This window comes from Aquirufa nivalisilvae (assembly GCF_003143535.1).
In the GTDB taxonomy this organism is placed as follows: domain Bacteria; phylum Bacteroidota; class Bacteroidia; order Cytophagales; family Spirosomataceae; genus Aquirufa; species Aquirufa nivalisilvae.
The window spans coordinates 2,769,501-2,786,226 of the sequence record NZ_CP029346.1; the positions used below are offsets into that span (position 1 = coordinate 2,769,501).

General features: G+C 37.8%; 15 protein-coding genes. 5 read left to right on the forward strand and 10 right to left on the reverse strand.

What is annotated here, in order from left to right; all coding sequences use genetic code 11:
- Positions 1-57 precede the first annotated feature (57 nt).
- Entirely contained in the window at positions 58-1,866 is a 1,809-nt protein-coding gene (gene typA, locus HME7025_RS11790; RefSeq protein WP_109324277.1) for a translational GTPase TypA, read from the forward strand.
- 32 nt (positions 1,867-1,898) lie between these two features.
- Here typA and HME7025_RS11795 read toward each other — a convergent pair whose 3' ends face one another.
- The 8 genes from HME7025_RS11795 to HME7025_RS11830 form a co-directional block, all read right to left on the reverse strand.
- A complete protein-coding gene (locus HME7025_RS11795) occupies positions 1,899-3,866 on the reverse strand; it encodes a ComEC/Rec2 family competence protein (protein WP_154401972.1) in 1,968 nt (655 codons plus the stop codon).
- Between the two features lie 123 nt (positions 3,867-3,989).
- The gene (nadD, locus tag HME7025_RS11800) at positions 3,990-4,562 is read right to left on the reverse strand and encodes a nicotinate (nicotinamide) nucleotide adenylyltransferase (RefSeq protein WP_109324291.1); all 573 of its coding nucleotides are present in this window, start codon (positions 4,560-4,562) and stop codon (positions 3,990-3,992) included.
- Between the two features lie 3 nt (positions 4,563-4,565).
- Positions 4,566-5,132, reverse strand: a complete 567-nt coding sequence (gene gmk / locus HME7025_RS11805; RefSeq protein ID WP_109324293.1) for a guanylate kinase — start codon at positions 5,130-5,132, stop codon at positions 4,566-4,568.
- Positions 5,133-5,152: 20 nt separating this feature from the next.
- A complete protein-coding gene (locus HME7025_RS11810; RefSeq protein WP_109324294.1) occupies positions 5,153-5,425 on the reverse strand; it encodes a phosphohydrolase in 273 nt (90 codons plus the stop codon).
- A gap of 53 nt (positions 5,426-5,478) precedes the next feature.
- Positions 5,479-6,087 carry a sigma-70 family RNA polymerase sigma factor gene (locus HME7025_RS11815; protein ID WP_109325439.1) on the reverse strand — a complete coding sequence of 203 codons (609 nt, stop codon included), beginning with the start codon at positions 6,085-6,087 and terminating at the stop codon, positions 5,479-5,481.
- Between the two features lie 97 nt (positions 6,088-6,184).
- Complete coding sequence (locus HME7025_RS11820) at positions 6,185-6,694, reverse strand: hypothetical protein (RefSeq protein WP_109324295.1); 510 nt, start codon at positions 6,692-6,694, stop codon at positions 6,185-6,187.
- Between the two features lies 1 nt (position 6,695).
- Entirely contained in the window at positions 6,696-7,535 is an 840-nt protein-coding gene (mreC, locus tag HME7025_RS11825) for a rod shape-determining protein MreC (RefSeq protein ID WP_109324298.1), read from the reverse strand.
- A 17-nt stretch (positions 7,536-7,552) separates the two neighbouring features.
- A complete protein-coding gene (locus HME7025_RS11830) occupies positions 7,553-8,578 on the reverse strand; it encodes a rod shape-determining protein (RefSeq protein ID WP_109324299.1) in 1,026 nt (341 codons plus the stop codon).
- A gap of 315 nt (positions 8,579-8,893) precedes the next feature.
- Here HME7025_RS11830 and HME7025_RS11835 point away from each other — a divergent pair, with 315 nt between their 5' ends.
- Entirely contained in the window at positions 8,894-9,820 is a 927-nt protein-coding gene (locus HME7025_RS11835; protein WP_109324300.1) for an AraC family transcriptional regulator, read from the forward strand.
- An 80-nt stretch (positions 9,821-9,900) separates the two neighbouring features.
- On the opposite strand, the gene HME7025_RS11840 is transcribed toward HME7025_RS11835, so the two are convergent.
- A complete protein-coding gene (locus HME7025_RS11840; RefSeq protein WP_109324301.1) occupies positions 9,901-11,865 on the reverse strand; it encodes a pseudouridine synthase in 1,965 nt (654 codons plus the stop codon).
- Positions 11,866-12,002: 137 nt separating this feature from the next.
- On the opposite strand from HME7025_RS11840, the gene HME7025_RS11845 reads away from it, so the two are divergent.
- Positions 12,003-14,027, forward strand: coding sequence for an OmpA family protein (locus HME7025_RS11845; protein ID WP_109324302.1), 2,025 nt, complete (start codon positions 12,003-12,005; stop codon positions 14,025-14,027).
- A gap of 1 nt (position 14,028) precedes the next feature.
- The gene (locus HME7025_RS11850; protein ID WP_109324303.1) at positions 14,029-15,369 is read left to right on the forward strand and encodes a dihydroorotase; all 1,341 of its coding nucleotides are present in this window, start codon (positions 14,029-14,031) and stop codon (positions 15,367-15,369) included.
- Here the strand turns inward: HME7025_RS11850 and HME7025_RS11855 are convergent.
- Positions 15,366-16,040, reverse strand: a complete 675-nt coding sequence (locus tag HME7025_RS11855; protein WP_161956244.1) for a porin family protein — start codon at positions 16,038-16,040, stop codon at positions 15,366-15,368. The two genes, HME7025_RS11850 and HME7025_RS11855, sit on opposite strands and share 4 nt — an antisense overlap.
- Positions 16,041-16,120: 80 nt before the next feature.
- Here HME7025_RS11855 and HME7025_RS11860 point away from each other — a divergent pair, with 80 nt between their 5' ends.
- Entirely contained in the window at positions 16,121-16,708 is a 588-nt protein-coding gene (locus HME7025_RS11860; RefSeq protein ID WP_109324308.1) for a ribonuclease HII, read from the forward strand.
- Positions 16,709-16,726: the final 18 nt, after the last annotated feature.

A 16,726-nucleotide genomic window follows, 5' to 3' on the forward strand; every position in this document is an offset into this window, starting at 1 on the left:
TGCACCTTAAATTTCCTCAGGCAGAGAGATTTGATTTCATCAAAGCGCCATTATTTTATGCAAAGCATTCGCAACATTGCCATCATTGCCCACGTTGACCACGGTAAAACTACACTAGTCGACAAAATCATCCATGCATCTAAGATTTTTAGAGAAAATCAAGAATTTGGTGATCTGATCTTAGATAATAACGATCTTGAAAGAGAACGCGGAATTACTATCGTTTCAAAAAACGTATCTGTTCGCTATAATGGCGTAAAAATCAACATCATTGACACTCCTGGTCACGCCGACTTTGGAGGAGAAGTGGAACGTGTTTTACGTATGGCTGATGGTGTTTTGTTATTAGTGGATGCATTTGAAGGTCCAATGCCACAAACTCGTTTCGTTTTATCTAAAGCTATTGCCTTAGGTTTAAAGCCAATTGTAGTTGTAAATAAAGTAGATAAAGAAAACTGTCGCCCAGATGAAGTTCATGAGTCTGTTTTCGACTTAATGTTCAACTTGAACGCGACAGAAGAGCAATTGGATTTCCCTTGCTTATATGGTTCTTCTAAACAAGGTTGGATGAATACTGATTGGAAAACTCCAACAGACAATATTATCCCATTATTAGATGCCATCATTGAGCACATTCCTGCATCTAAAGTACAGGAAGGTACTCCTCAAATGCAGATCACATCTTTGGACTACTCTTCATTTGTAGGTCGTATCGCGATCGGACGTTTGGAGCGTGGAACATTGAAAGAAAATATGCCAATCGCACTTTGCAAGTCAGATGGCTCCATTAAAAAAATGCGTATCAAAGAACTTCAGGTTTTTGAAGGCTTAGGTAAAGTACGTGTTGATACAGTAGAATGTGGAGAAATTTGTGCAGTAACAGGTATTGAAGATTTTGAAATTGGAGATACCTTGGCAGATCCAGAAAATCCAGAAGCATTAGAGCGTATCGCTATCGATGAACCAACTATGAACATGTTGTTTACCATCAACAACTCTCCATTCTTTGGTAGAGAAGGTAAAATGGTAACTTCTCGTCATATTCGTGAGCGTTTGTTCAAAGAGACAGAGAAAAACTTGGCTTTGCGAGTTATGACAACTGAAAGTGAAGATAAATTCTTAGTTTTTGGTCGTGGTATTCTTCACTTGTCAGTTTTAATTGAAACGATGCGTCGTGAAGGTTATGAATTACAAGTTGGTCAACCACAAGTTATTTACAAAGAAGGCGATAATGGTGAAAAATTAGAGCCAATCGAATCATTAGTCGTTGACGTACCTGAAGAAGTAGCTGGTAAAGTAATTGAATTAGCTACACAAGGTAAAGGCGAGTTATTGATTATGGAACCTAAAGGTGACTTACAACACTTAGAATTCAACATTCCTTCAAGAGGTTTGATTGGACTACGTTCTAAAGTGTTAACAGCTACCTTTGGTGAAGCTATCATGGCACACCGTTTTATTGGATATGAGCCCTTCAAAGGACCAATCCCAGGTAGAATTAATGGTTCATTGATTTCAATGAACACAGGTGTTGCTACACCATATGCGATTGATAAATTACAAGACAGAGGGGTGTTCTTCATCGATCCAGGTGAAGAGATTTACTCAGGTATGGTTGTTGGTGAACACAATCGCCAGAATGACATCGAGGTTAACTTGCAAAATGCAAAACAATTAACCAACATGCGTGCATCTGGTACAGATACCAATACCAAGATCGCTCCTAAATTAAACTTCTCACTAGAAGAGTGTATGGAATTCATCCAAAAAGATGAATACTTAGAAATCACTCCTAAGTCTTTACGGATGCGTAAGATCTTCTTAGATCCAAACGAACGTAAACGTCAAGAGCAAAAAAATAAATAATCTAAAAAGGCTGTCGTTACGGACAGCCTTTTTTAATATACCTGGGCAGAAATGGTGTCTAATGCTACTTGCTGCTTGGACAAAGGACTCATCTCTGCCACTTTTTTGAGATAATAAGCTGATAATGATTGAGTCCAAAGCCAATCCACTTGTCTCGTAGTTCTTAACCAATCTAAACCTTGTTTTTTTGATTTGCTATCGATAATCAAAACATCGATTTCTGTTGGAAAAAATACATGAAATTGATGTGCAAGGTAAAAGCTCTTCCTTTTCCAATACCAAGAAACATTCTTTCCATCTTCCCAGTTCAGCTGAACAGTATCTTGTATGTAATTGTGTGCTAATAAAGGAGATATATTAGACTGTATCCAAGCAGGATCATGAGACATACTATTGGAACCAACTATTTTTGCATTTATTCCTTCCACTTCAAGCCAAACTGGCTCCCCTCGATATTGACCTAAATAGGCAATCTTTTGATCATGTACCGTTTTCCATTTCTCCAACTGAAAATAGAATACACTTCCAATGACTAATACACACAATCCCCATAGTAGGAATGTATTTCGAGTTTCCCACCAGTATTTTCCCACCATAAGTAATAAAAAATAAGGAAAAAACATCCAAATATCCCAATGTAAAAACGGAATTGTTGGTTGAAAAACAGTATCTATCCAAAACATGATTTCATGCAATAAAGTGAGACTATCATCAAACACCGTACCAATAAAATAATACCACTTACTCAAACTGATTGCGCTAAATACTGAGGCGGTTAATAGAAATATCATTCCTAATACCAAAGAGATGGAAGATAGTAAAACCAATATTGGATTTGCTAATAACATGATCCCCACATGTGGAAATTGATGAAAGTAATACAAGATACAAGGAAAGGTCAATAACTGGGCTGAAATGGCCACCATCGTCAACGAAACCACTTGTTTTAAGATGTAATTAATCATTGGATTTTTAATTGAAGGCATTCCAATAGAGCTTAAAATAGGTTGGTAAACGAGTATACCTAAAACGGCTAAAAAGGAAAGTTGAAAACCAGCATCATATAATTGCATGGGATCCCAAACCAATATGACAAAAGCTGTGAAGGATAGCATATTGATTGAATTCATAGGATATCGAAATGTTTGGGCAAATAAGACGACCGAAAACATCCAACTGGCTCGTAATACTGGAGCCGAAAATCCAGTTACACCTGCATAAAACCAAATGAGAATTAGAGGTAAGATAAAAAGGCCTATTTTAGCAATCAGCTTACGTTTTGGGATAAATTTTAGTATAAATTGAATGCATAAAAATAGTATTCCTACATGCATGCCAGAAACAGATAGAATATGAATGGCCCCTAAGGCTGCATAACTCTTTTTAGTTTCAAAGTCGATCTTTTCATGACTTCCCAATAACATAGCACCAGCCACAGACTTATTTCTTTCTCCTCGAACTACCTGATGAAGGTGTTGCAGAAAACGGTGCTGCCACCTATCAAAATAGTGCTTAAATGAGAACAGTTCGGGTCTCTTTTCCAACTTTGTCCATGATGCGGCTAAATAGGCTGTTGAGAAAATCCCCTTTTTAGCATAATATTTAGGCCAATCTTGTCCATAGGGAAACGCAGCGGGTCGAATGAATTGGAGCTTAGTCTTAGCTAAATAAAAATCACCTATTTGAGGTATAGCTCCTGTTTTTTCCAAGTAAAAAATGCTTTTCGTTCGAATCCTTTTCCAACGACCTTTTGCATCCATAAATGCTGAAATTTCACCTTCAAATGCATATGTCTTCGGTTTTATTTGGGGAGTACTTGTAATTTGAAATCGAATGGCCCAAACATCTGATGGAGGTTTTTGAAAACGATTTTTTACTTCTTGAGTCCGAAGAAATGCCGCGATTAGGCAAACAAATGAAATTAAAATTGAATAAAAAATGTCCTTGTTTTTAGTCCATAAAACGAGGCACATCAGTATGCATAAAAATAAACCATACATAGCTAAAACATCCTTACTCCAAGTTTGATTGGGGACGATTATTATTCCCAAAACCCACCAAAGGCACAGTCGCAAAAAAGGAAATGGACTAAAAAAAGAGAACAAAATTTAAGCGCTTAAGGCCTAAATGTAGAATTTTTTCTGAGCGATTAACTGCTCTACGTTATCAGGAACTAGATATTTAATCGACTGATTTTTTTGAATACACTCTCTGATATACGTAGCAGAAATATGTAAAACTGGCGCATTGACCTTTTTTACTTTAGGATGCTTCCAAAGCTCGCTAGTAGGATCTTCCCCTCTAGGATATACGTAAAGCCCAAAATAATCAAGAATCTTATCGTAATTTTTCCAACTTTTAAATTGTTCCAAATTATCTCCTCCCAAAATCAATTCAAATTCATGCTGGGGAAATTTCTCAGATAAATGAATGAGGGTATCAATGGTATAGGAAGGTTTCTTCAAGCTAAATTCAATGTCGCAACTTTTGAATTGAAAATTATCCGCAATGGCTCTTTCCACAAGATCTAAACGATCAAATTCATGAAGGAGGCTTTTACTCTTTTTATGCGGGTTCTGCGGAGAAACAACAAACCAAATCTGTTGGACATCGGTTTGGTTCAATACCGCTTGTGCAATCATCAAGTGTCCATGATGAATGGGATTAAATGAACCAAAAAATAAACCGATTTTCATGGATTATTTGGTAAAATCATCGAAAAGGGCTTGCGCCTTTTCAATAGCTTCCTCTAATTTATCATTTACTAAAATGACATCAAATTGACTTTGGAAAGACCATTCAAATTTCATCTTAAAAATACGCTTGGATAAAGCCTCCTCACTTTCTGTGCCCCTAGACCGTAATCTCTCTTCCAATATTTCTAAGGTTGGAACCTTTACAAAAATGGCCAATGCACGTTCTCCGTAATATTTCTTGAGAGCTAGACCTCCTTTAACATCCACGTCAAAAATAACATGCTTTCCAGATGCCCAAATACGCTCAATTTCTGATTTTAATGTGCCATAATAGGCACCGGGATAGACTTCTTCCCATTCAACAAAAGCCTCTTCATTGATTTTTTGACGAAACTCTTCTGGAGTTAAAAAATAATAATCTTTTCCGTTCTCCTCTGATCTTCCACGCTTATCTCGTGTACATGCTGAAATAGAAAATCCCAAATTGGAATTATTTTTGATGAGTTCTTTAACGATGGTCGTTTTACCTGAACCCGAAGGTGCTGAAAAAATAATTAATTTCCCTTCCAAAAAATTGTTGTTTGTTTAAGCTAACAAAATAAGGGAATTAAGATGGAAATAAGGATAATTAATAGAAAAAGTTTCTCTTTGATCCGGGCGAAAAGTTCGTCAGGGCATTTCGCAGTACATTTTTCTTTAATTGCCTTTTTTAAAGATGTCTCCAATTCATATCCCTCTTGACATGGAATACATTGATTTTTATTGGCCAAAAAGGCAGCCTCCTCTTCTGGACTTGCTTCTTTATCCAATATTCGCTGGATTAGCTTCATGCAATCTTTCTGATGTTCACAGCTCTTCTTCATGCTCATTAATTAATTCATTCTGTTTGGGCTAACGCAAGCCTTGGTGTAAAAGTTCAATCCAAATCTGACAAAGTGTCAGCTCCATATCCTTTTGATTTAGCATAAGTAGCTAAAGAGTCTTTCAATAATGCTCTGGCACGGTGTAAACGTGAACGTACAGTACCAATAGGAATATTTAAAATTTTAGCCATTTCTTCGTAGCTAAACTCTTCCAAATCACATAAAATGATAATCATTCTGAAATCAACTGGCAAAGCTTGAATGGCTTTAGTGATTTCATCTCCCAGCATTTCATTGACTGTTTCAGCATGTAAATCTGCTTGATGAGCAGGTTCAGGATCATCATCTCCAGCAAAAGATTGCTCGACCCATTCAAATTCTACTTTGGATGGACCACGAGATTTTTTGCGGTAGTCATTGATGAAATTATTCTTTAGAATGCGGAATAACCAGGCTTTTGCATAGGTACCGGGCTCAAAAGAATTGATAAAGCGATAGGCTTTTAAGCAAGTATCTTGAACCAAATCTTGCGCATCATCCTCATCATTTGTCAATCTCAAAGCAAAATTATACATCGCATCTAAATGCGGCATAAATTCTTTTTCAAAAATCTGTCTCGCATGTGGCGAAGGGTCGATTTCATTTTCTACTTGGACGTCCATAGTCATTATATTAAAGCATTATCATTTTCTGATAACGTATTTCCTTCCTACAATTTTATGCCCAAGAAAAAAGAAAGGAAAAATATGACAAAAAGGCTTACTTATTCAAATTAAAAAGCTCTAGTATTCCAAAGACTAAAATTCCTAATAAACAACTTGAAAGCCCTCTCAATAAGCTAATTCCCACTAATTCGAAATCGCTAGCTTCCAAAAGAAATAATAGTGTGTGATGACAAAATAGCATCAAAAATAAATAAGAAAAAAACCATAAGGGCCTCATTTCTTGTAAACTTACACTAGAACGTTCATCATAACCATTAGCTGGCGTCAACAAACGGAAAATTGGAGAGCGTAAGGATGCGATAAACACAGAGGCGAAGGCGTGCATTCCGTGGGTATTATAAAACACATCTACTATCCAACCTAGCACAAAGGCTCCTAACATTAGGTAGGCCGGTGGAGTATCTATTGGTGCTTTAATTAGTGGCCATACATACAAGAAACAAAAAGCAAAGTAGGCTATGGTCAAATCCCTTAAAAACAATACTTGAATAAGTAATGTAAAAATAACCGTCAAAATCCATCGAAAGGTGCTACCTGATCCCATCTTATTCCGGCTTAGGTTTAGATTGTTCCAATTTGGCTTGTTGCCATGCTAATCTATTTTTAATCACGTAAACATATTGCAACGTAGAAAAATGAGTTAACAACATGATTTTAATATCATGAAAATTTCCATCCTTCTTCAAGCCAAGCTTAGCTACAATCCCAATAGGCACATTGGGAGGAAAAACCGCATTGTAATCCGATGTTACCACGGTATCTCCCTTAACTACTTTTTTGTATTTGGACACATCCATCATTTCAGCTACTTCGGGCTGCCAGCCGGCCCATTTAACATAGCCTAATTCGCCACTGGACTTTAATTTTGCCGAAACGGTGTTGTTAATGTGTAAAATTGAAATGACCATCGATAAATTCTCTGTGCAAGACAGTACCTTCCCTACAACTCCTGTGGAAGAAATAACGGCCATTCCTGGATGAAGCCCATCCTTGGTCCCTTTATCAATCGTTAAATAATTCTGAGATTGCTGGGTTGTCAAATCAATGACTTTGCAGGCTACGGGTTGATATCGATTTAGCACTGCCTCATTGATGTAGTAAGGCAACTTCAAATCGGGTGCTTTCTGGGCTTTCAATCGAAATACTTCTTGGCGCAATTGGGCATTTTCTGAAGCCAATTCTCGATTGATATCTCTCAACTGATAATAGTTCTGAACTTCTTGTTTTTGAGCTAATAAAGACGCCACCCACTGGTTAGTGGTATTGAAATATAGGGTTCTCTGGTAGTCATTGTATTTAAAAACTGACCACAAACTGATCAATTCCAATACGAAAAACAATAGGAAGTTCCTTTGTCGTAAGAGGAATTGAAACAATTGATTCATACCAAAATATGGGGTGACTAGGTGATTAAAACAGGCTTATATTTCTCTAAATTCTTCAAAATTTCTCCTGTTCCACGAACAACGGCTTTTAAAGGATCGTCTGCTACATGAACTTTCAATTGCGTTTTCTTTTCAATACGTTTGTCAAGTCCGTGTAGCATGGCACCACCACCTGCCAAGTGGATTCCATTATGGAAAATATCCCCAGATAACTCAGCAGGAGCCCGCTGAAGCGTTTCCATGATTGCTACTTCAATTTTAGTAATGGACGAATCTAAAGCATATGCTATTTCAGAGTAATTGATTAAGATCTCTTTAGGTATACCTGTCATTTGATCACGACCACGGATTTCAAAATCAGCTGGTGGGTTTTCAAGTTCTGGTAAAGCTGCACCTACCTGAATTTTGATTTGTTCTGCAGAGCGTTCCCCGATAATCAGCTTATGCTCTCTTAATAAGTAATCTTTGATATCACGGGTAAATTCATCTCCCGCAACGCGTATTGAATTCTCTACGACGATACCGCTTAAAGAAATAATAGCTACTTCTGTGGTTCCTCCTCCAATATCTACTACTAAAGAACCGTTAGGTTGTTCGATATCTATTCCAATTCCAATCGCCGCAGCAATCGGCTCATGAACCATGTATACTTCACGTGCACCGGCATGCTCTGCCGAATCTTTTACCGCTCTCTTTTCCACCTCTGTAATACCAGAAGGAATACAGATCACCATGCGTAATGCTGGAGAGAAAAATGAATTTCCTTTGTCCATCATTTTAATCAAGCCGCGCATCATTAACTCAGCTGCTGTAAAGTCGGCAATTACACCATCTTTCAGTGGACGAATCGTTTTGATGTTATCGTTGGTCTTTTCATGCATCATCATGGCTTGTCTACCAACGGCCAAAACCTTATTGGTAGTCCTATCCAATGCGATAATGGATGGCTCATCTACCACCACTTGATTTTTGTGAATAATCAGGGTATTAGCCGTACCTAAGTCGATGGCAATATCCTTGGTTAGAAAATTAAAAATTCCCATAATTGAATGCTAAAATATACTCCAGTCGCGTGGCTGAACTAAAGCTAAAAAACAAATTTACCAATAAAAAACGAGCTAATTATTTAAATTAAATCAAAAAATGGAATATCCTCGAAATAATTATAAAAGTCAATCTAAAGTACGCTTTAAATACTTTCCTACCCATAAGCTGTCAATTATAGGTTTATTACAATAATTTATTTGTCAATTTAAGGAAAAAATTGGATTAAATAATTTGGAATTATTATCTGTTTTATTAGTTTTGTCCAAGTTTAATCCTACAAATGTTCTGAATGTTTGTAAACGAGCAAAAAAATGGAAGATTATAACAAAATTATCGAATCCCTTGGTGTTAAATTCATTAAGGCGAGAAACATTAGAATATTACAACCAATCCGCATCAAAAATTATTATGATGTAGAAAACTCCCTCTTGATTTTGTACAAAGGTGAGGTTTCTTTTGGTGAAGAAGACACTCCTGTAGAAGAGGGTGATATGCTCTTTATACCTGGCGGAAAAATGGTTAGTGTGACCTACGGTAATTCTGAAAAACCGAAAGCCGTCAACAATGAAGAATTCATGACTCACCGTGAATTGTATTTCGATCAAAACATGGATCCTAATACCATCGGTAAAGCTGATAACTCATTTGGTATGGTAGCATTTGAAGCTAAGGTATTTGACTCGGTCAACTTCTTTACTTCCTTAGACATACCTCCGTTTTTGATAAAAAAAGATGATGACTTAGCGCAATCCATCAAGGAAATCTTGTTGGAAGACATGTCAGAAGAGATAGGCAAAGGTCGTATCATTAAAATTAAGACAGAAGAAATTGTTATTGAAGTGATTCGTTATATCATTCGTAACCGTTTGTTTGTCGAGCAATTAGCCACGAACAGTACTTATTTCAAAGACCCACGCTTAATCGACATTTTTGCTTATATCAAAGATAACTTGGGTGGTGATCTTTCTAATAAAGTTTTAGCGAACGTAGCCAACGTATCCGAAGATTATGTAGGTCAATATTTCAAAATGCTGACTGGTATTAATCCACAGGATTATATTGAATACCAACGTATGGAAGCAGCTGTTGGATTATTGAGAACAACGAAAAAATCCATCCGTGCCATTGGTTCCGAAGTAGGCTATAAAGACACAGCTTATTTCTGCCGTCGTTTCAAAATGATGTTTGGTATCCCAGCTGGAAAAATGAGAAGAAGAGAATCATTGATGAATATATAATGCTTCGCTTGGTTGTTGAAATAACAAGCATCATGATAATTAAAACAAAAGGCCCATTCACATGGGCCTTTTGTTTGTTACTACATTAAGTATTTCAACTTAACCAATTCTCTTTCGGATAAATATCTCCAATTTCCTCTTGGTAAATCTTTCTTATTTAATCCTGCGAAGGTAGTTCTATCCAACTTAGTTACTTCATAACCTACGTGTTCGAAAATACGACGAACAATTCGGTTTTTACCTGAGTGGATTTTCACCCCTACAACATAGCCATCTGGTGTAACCTTAGCGATATCATCTACTTTGATTTCTCCATCCTCTAAAGTCAAACCAGCCTTAATTTTTTCTAAATCTTCATCCGTCAAGGGCTTATCCAATTCGGCTTGATAGATTTTTTCAATCTCATTGGATGGATGCGTTAATTTATCAGCTAATTCGCCATCATTGGTCAATAAAATCAAACCAGTCGTATTTCTATCCAAACGACCAACTGGATAAATGCGGGCATCCCCAGCATTTTTCACCAATTCCATCACTGTTTTACGATCATTGGGATCTTCAGTCGTTGTTATGAAATCCTTAGGCTTATTTAAAAGTACATATACAGGCTTTTCTCTGTTCAATTTACGGTTACCATATTTTACAATATCCGTTGGCTGAACTTGATAGCCCATTTCTGTAATCACTTTATTATTTACTTTGATTTCTCCTGCTTCAATCAACTTATCAGCATCTCTTCTAGAGCAAATACCTGCATTGGCAATGAAACGATTCAAACGAATGGAATCATTTTTGCGCTCTTCCTGAATAAATTTCTTTTGAACACGAGCAGGGGCTTTTTCTCTAAATCGATCTAATTTATACTGAGGGGTAAATGCTGGTTTTTCTTCATAGCGATTTCTACTTTTAAAGGTATCACGCTTCGAAAACTTGGCATTTCTTCCTTCAGAAAAATCTCTACTTTCTGGAGCATCATCTCTTCTAGAATTAGGACGAGTACGATCACTTGAATAAGCTCTTGGTTTTACTTCATCATTTCCCTGTTCGCTACTTGGCTCAGAACGAAAATCTTCTTTAGGCACAAATGGCTTATCCTCTGAAAATTCTCGGTTCGCATCATATGGCCTTCTCTCTCTATCTCCAAATGGGCGACGAGAATCTCCTGAATCTCTCCTTGGGCCAGAGAATGAACGACGCTCGCCTCCTTCACGATTTCCATCGTAAGGTTTGCTGTCTGAATCGCCTCTCGGTCCTGAATATGGTCTTCTTTCTCCGTCTCCTGATGGGCGACGAGAATCTCCTGAATCTCTCCTTGGGCCAGAGAATGAACGACGCTCGCCTCCTTCACGATTTCCTTCGTATGGTTTACGATCTGAATCGCCTCTTGGTCCTGAATATGGTCTTCTTTCTCCGTCTCCTGATGGGCGACGGGAATCTCCTGAATCTCTTCTTGGGCCTGAAAATGAACGACGCTCGCCTCCTTCACGATTTCCATCGTAAGGTTTGCGGTCTGAATCGCCTCTCGGTCCTGAATATGGTCTTCTTTCTCCGTCTCCTGATGGGCGACGGGAATCTCCTGAATCTCTTCTTGGGCCTGAAAATGAACGACGCTCGCCTCCTTCACGATTTCCTTCGTATGGTTTACGGTCTGAATCGCCTCTCGGCCCTGAATATGGTCTTCTTTCTCCGTCTCCTGATGGGCGACGAGAATCTCCTGAATCTCTTCTTGGGCCAGAGAATGAACGACGCTCGCCTCCTTCACGATTTCCATCGTATGGCTTGCGATCTGAATCGCTTCTTGGTCCTGAATACGGTCTTCTTTCTCCGTCTCCAGATGGGCGACGAGAATCTCCTGAATCTCTTCTTGGGCCAGAAAAACTTCTTGGGCTATCTGAACGTGGTCCTGAATAGGTACGTCCTTCTGAATTGGCACGAGGACCTGCATAAGGTGCTCTTTCTCCGCCTCTACTTGATCGGCGGTCGTCCGAAGACTTGGGGGTTGAATCTGAACGACGGCCGTCGTTCTTATCAATTCTTTTTCTCATAATACTAAATTTGCAACATCACTGCTGTAAGAAGCAAGACGCTTTTGTCTTGTAATTATTTCGATTTTCGAAATTTATACAAAGGTACGTGAAATAAATGAGCTTAGCTTGTTACATTTGAATTTCTTTTACACTCCATGAAATACGCCAAACCGAAGTCAACATTGCGCTTGATCATCCATTCCTTCCTAGGAATCAGTTTTGCGCTATATCTTGTTGCTTGCCAAGGAGATGAATTTAAGCTCAAAAAAGCACTAAACTCATTTGATAAAGGGGAATATGAGCTAGTGATACAACAATTAAAACCATTAGCTGAGAAGGGGTATCAATTAGACCAAACCACATACTTTATTGCAGAATCGTATCGACTCTCTAATCGAATATCATCAGCATTGCCTTATTATCAAACAGCTTTAGCTAAAGGAAATTCGGATAATACGATTCGCTTCAATTTAGCCTTTGCCGCTAAGGCAACAGGGAATTATGCTCTAGCTCAAACGACTTTAAAGGATTTTCTTCAAAATAAGCCCAGTAAATCATTGAAGCTCAAAGCGGAAATTGAATTAGAAAATCTCCCACAAGTAAGTGAGTTACAGAAAAAAAGTAGCCCCGTTGGAGTCCAAGCAATTCAAGGTAACACCCCAATGGCTGAATTCTCTGCTCGAAAATTAGGAGATGAATTAATCATTACCAGTTCTCGAAAACAAAGTATCTACAAAAACAACGGACTCCCCTATTTAGGATTATATAAGGCATCATTAAAAAGCCCCGTTGAAATTGGTTCATTGAATTTATTTAGTCCGATGATAGACAAAGAAAATGCCAATGAAGGGACACCAGCATTTTCTAAAGATGGCAATACCGTGGTATTTGCACGGGGTAATACAGGGAAGAACAAAGATTTATCACCCGATGTAGACCTTTATATTAGTCGCAGAAATGGGAGTGATTGGTCTCTACCAGAAAGATTAGCCATATCTGACTCCATTGCATGGGATGGCAGTCCCGCATTTTCATCCGATGGCAAAACCCTGTATTTCAGTTCTAATAGACGAGGAGGCAAAGGCGGCTTGGATATTTATCGTTCACCTATGGATAATTCTGGCAGGTTTGGTAGACCTATAAATTTAGGTTCTGCTATTAATACGCCTGGTGATGAGATATTCCCTTTTGTGAGCGAAGATGGGAAATTATATTTTTCATCAGATGGCCATCCTAGCCTAGGAGGGCTTGATTTATTTGTTGCCTCTCGCAATGAAAATGAAATTGTGATCGAGCATTTAGGTGTTCCCATGAACTCCATTTCAGATGATTTTGGAATTAGTTTAGTTGATTCTGTTTCAGGATATTTTAGTTCAAACCGTGCTGGAGGAAAAGGAGATGATGATATTTATTATTTCAAATCACCTTCCATCAACCCCGAAAGATGGTGGACCAATGAGGCTCCGCAAGTTGTAGCCGCTACTGAAAACAAGATTGTTCAATACTTTTTACAAACCGAAATCATTGACCCTTCAGGCAAGCCTATTGATTCAGTTAAAGTCAGTATACGTAGAAATGGACAAAGTATCGACCCAAGTTACAGCAACAAGAAAGGTCGTTTAGAAATCTTGGATTTAGCAGAAAATGACCAGATTGATTTTGTGTGTGAAAAAGAAGATTATTTAACTAAGAGATCCACCTTCTCCATGGAAGGGCGAGAAATTCCAGCTAGGTTATTAAAAAAGGAAATTACAGATACCACGTTTGTTTGGCAAATCGTCATGGACAAAGCAGAGGTGGGAAAAGAAATCACTCAATTGTATCAAATCAACCCGATTTACTATAATCTAGACCGTTCAGAAATTCGAAATGATGCTTCCGAAGAATTAGAAAAAATTGTTCAATTCTTACGAGATAATACCAATGTTTCGATTGAATTAGGATCACATACGGATTCAAGAGGTAGTGTTCCTTATAACCAAAAATTATCTCAACGAAGGGCAGAGTCAGCCGTTCGTTACATCGTTCAACGAGGCATTGATCAAAAGAGAATCAAAGCTAAAGGATACGGAGAAAGTCAATTAGTCAATGAATGTGCTGATGGTGTAGAATGTAGCGAAGAAATGCACCAACAAAACAGAAGAACCGAATTTAAAATTACAGAAATCAAAGCGGAGTAATATGTCAAATTACCTATTAAAAAATGCCAAGATAGTCAACGAAGGACAGACAATTGAAGGGGATATACGCATTTCAAATGGCCGAATTGACAAAATAGCCAGTTCCATTAGTCCTCAAGGCAATGAGCAAATCATGGATTTAAGTGGCAAACATATTTTCCCAGGGATGATTGATGACCAGGTCCATTTTAGAGAGCCTGGTTTAACACATAAAGCCCATATTGCTAGTGAAGCTAGAGCTGCCGTTGCCGGTGGTGTAACAAGCTTTATGGAAATGCCCAATACTGTTCCAAATGCATTAAGTCAGGAGATCTTAGCAGATAAATATGCCATTGCCCAACGTTCCTCTTTGGCCAATTATTCATTTTTTATGGGGGCAGGGAATGAAAACCTAGAGGAAGTGTTAAAAACCAATAAACAAGATGTCTGCGGAATAAAAATATTCATGGGTTCTTCTACTGGCAATATGTTAGTAGATAATACTAAAACATTGGAAAATATCTTTTCAAAAAGCGAGCTGCTAATAGCTACCCATTGTGAAGATGAACCAACGGTAAAAGCTCGAACTCAATTATTTCATGAAAAATACCCAGAAGAAGCGCCAGCTTTCATTCATCCGTTAATCAGAAATGAAGAAGCTTGTTACTTGTCTTCTTCGACTGCGATTGAATTAGCGAAAAAGTGGAATACCCGATTACATATTTTACATATCAGTACAGAGGAAGAATTAGCTTTATTTGAAACGGGCAAAGCTGCCAAAGAAAAACGCATTACTTCTGAAGTATGTGTACATCATCTTTGGTTTGATGCTGCTGACTACGAAAAGCTAGGAAATCAAATCAAATGCAATCCTGCTATTAAAGATTCAAGACATAAAAATGCACTAAGAAAAGCATTACAAACTGGGAGCTTAGATATTATTGCAACAGATCATGCGCCTCATACTTGGGAAGAAAAGCAACAAGGTTATTGGAAATCGCCATCAGGTTTACCTTTGGTCCAACATCCCCTATTGATGCTGTTTGATTTAGAAAAAGAAGGGGTGCTTTCGTTGGAACAGATTGCAGAAAAAACGGCTCATACGGTCGCTGACATTTTTCAAATTCAGGATCGAGGATATATTAGAGAAGGCTATTGGGCCGATTTAGCCATTGTAGATTTTGACTCGCCTCAAAAAGTTGAAAAATCCAATCTTCATTATCAATGCCAATGGTCTCCCATGGAAGGCTATACTTTTGGTGCCAGCATAGCCCATACTTTTGTCTCTGGACATCTAGCTTATTCTCAAGGGAAATTCAATGAAAGTCAGTTAGGAAAGCGCTTACTATTTCAAAGAAACTAAAACATATCGTCGAAAAAGATTCTAAAATAAAAGCCCAATGATTGATTGTAAGTTTTAATAGGTGCCGCCGAGATATTTGCTAGACCTGCTTGATATGTGAATCCAGCAGCCACAAATCGCTTAGATACAATTCCTATACCGAACTTAAAACCCGCATCAATACGGCGAAAATCACTCGAAAAACTCTCACTTGAATTGGAGACTATGATATAGCGATTAGGATTATTAGGATTGACAATTCGGTTTTCAACGATAGTGTTATCCCATAACCCTATCCCAAAATATGGCCCTCCCCATATAGAAAAATTACTAGAAAATTCAGAAACCCGTCCTAGTGTCAGTTCAAAGTTAGGGTTTAAATCTAAGTAATTCAAAGTAATAGTTCTTTCTGAATATGTTGAGTCCGAATAATTGATTCTACCATGATGTCCACGTTGAGCCAAATTAATCTCTGGATTGAAACTCCAATGTTTATTGATAGGCATTTGAATACCAAATCCCACTTCTATGGATGGCTTAAACAAAAAAGCCTCCTTATTAGCAACATCACCACTAAATCGAACAGATTTAACAGCTAAATGAAATATTTTTTTTGTTTTGCCTTGCTGCGCGACTACAACTTGGGTCAAGGTCAAAAACAAAATTGAAAAAAGATAAATTTTTATGCGCATGAGATTGCTTAGAGAAATATTCATCAATTTTACAGAAATAAGATTAATTAAAGAGAACACCTTTCAGTAGTTAATTACAAATGTCGAAACTTCTTCCCTATTTATCAAATAAAGGTTTTGAGGCTGGTCTTGATGAAGCTGGTCGAGGTTGTTTGGCTGGACCTGTCATTGCCGCAGCTGTTATTTTACCTTTGGATTTTTATCATCCTTTTTTAAACGATTCCAAACAATTGAATGCCAAACAAAGAGCAATCTTAAAAAAAGAAATAGAAAGTGTAGCTATCGACTATGCCGTTGCTGAAGTAGATGCTCCAACGATTGACCAAATCAACATTTATAAAGCAAGTGTTCTAGCCATGCACTTAGCAGTTGATCAATTGAAACACCGTCCCGACCATCTTTTGGTCGACGGAAATCGCTTTATTAGCTACCCATTAATCCCTCATACTTGTATCGTTAAAGGCGATTCCAAGTTTTTCTCCATAGCAGCGGCATCTATTTTAGCTAAAACATATCGAGATGAATTAATGGAAAAACTAGCCTTAGAATATCCTGAGTACGGTTGGGAGCGAAATGCAGGATATCCGACAATGGAACATCGAAAAGCTATTCTTAGTCATGGCCCCTGTCATTTTCACCGAAAAACCTTTCGTGTGCAAATCAAATAAATTATAGTATTTTCGAAA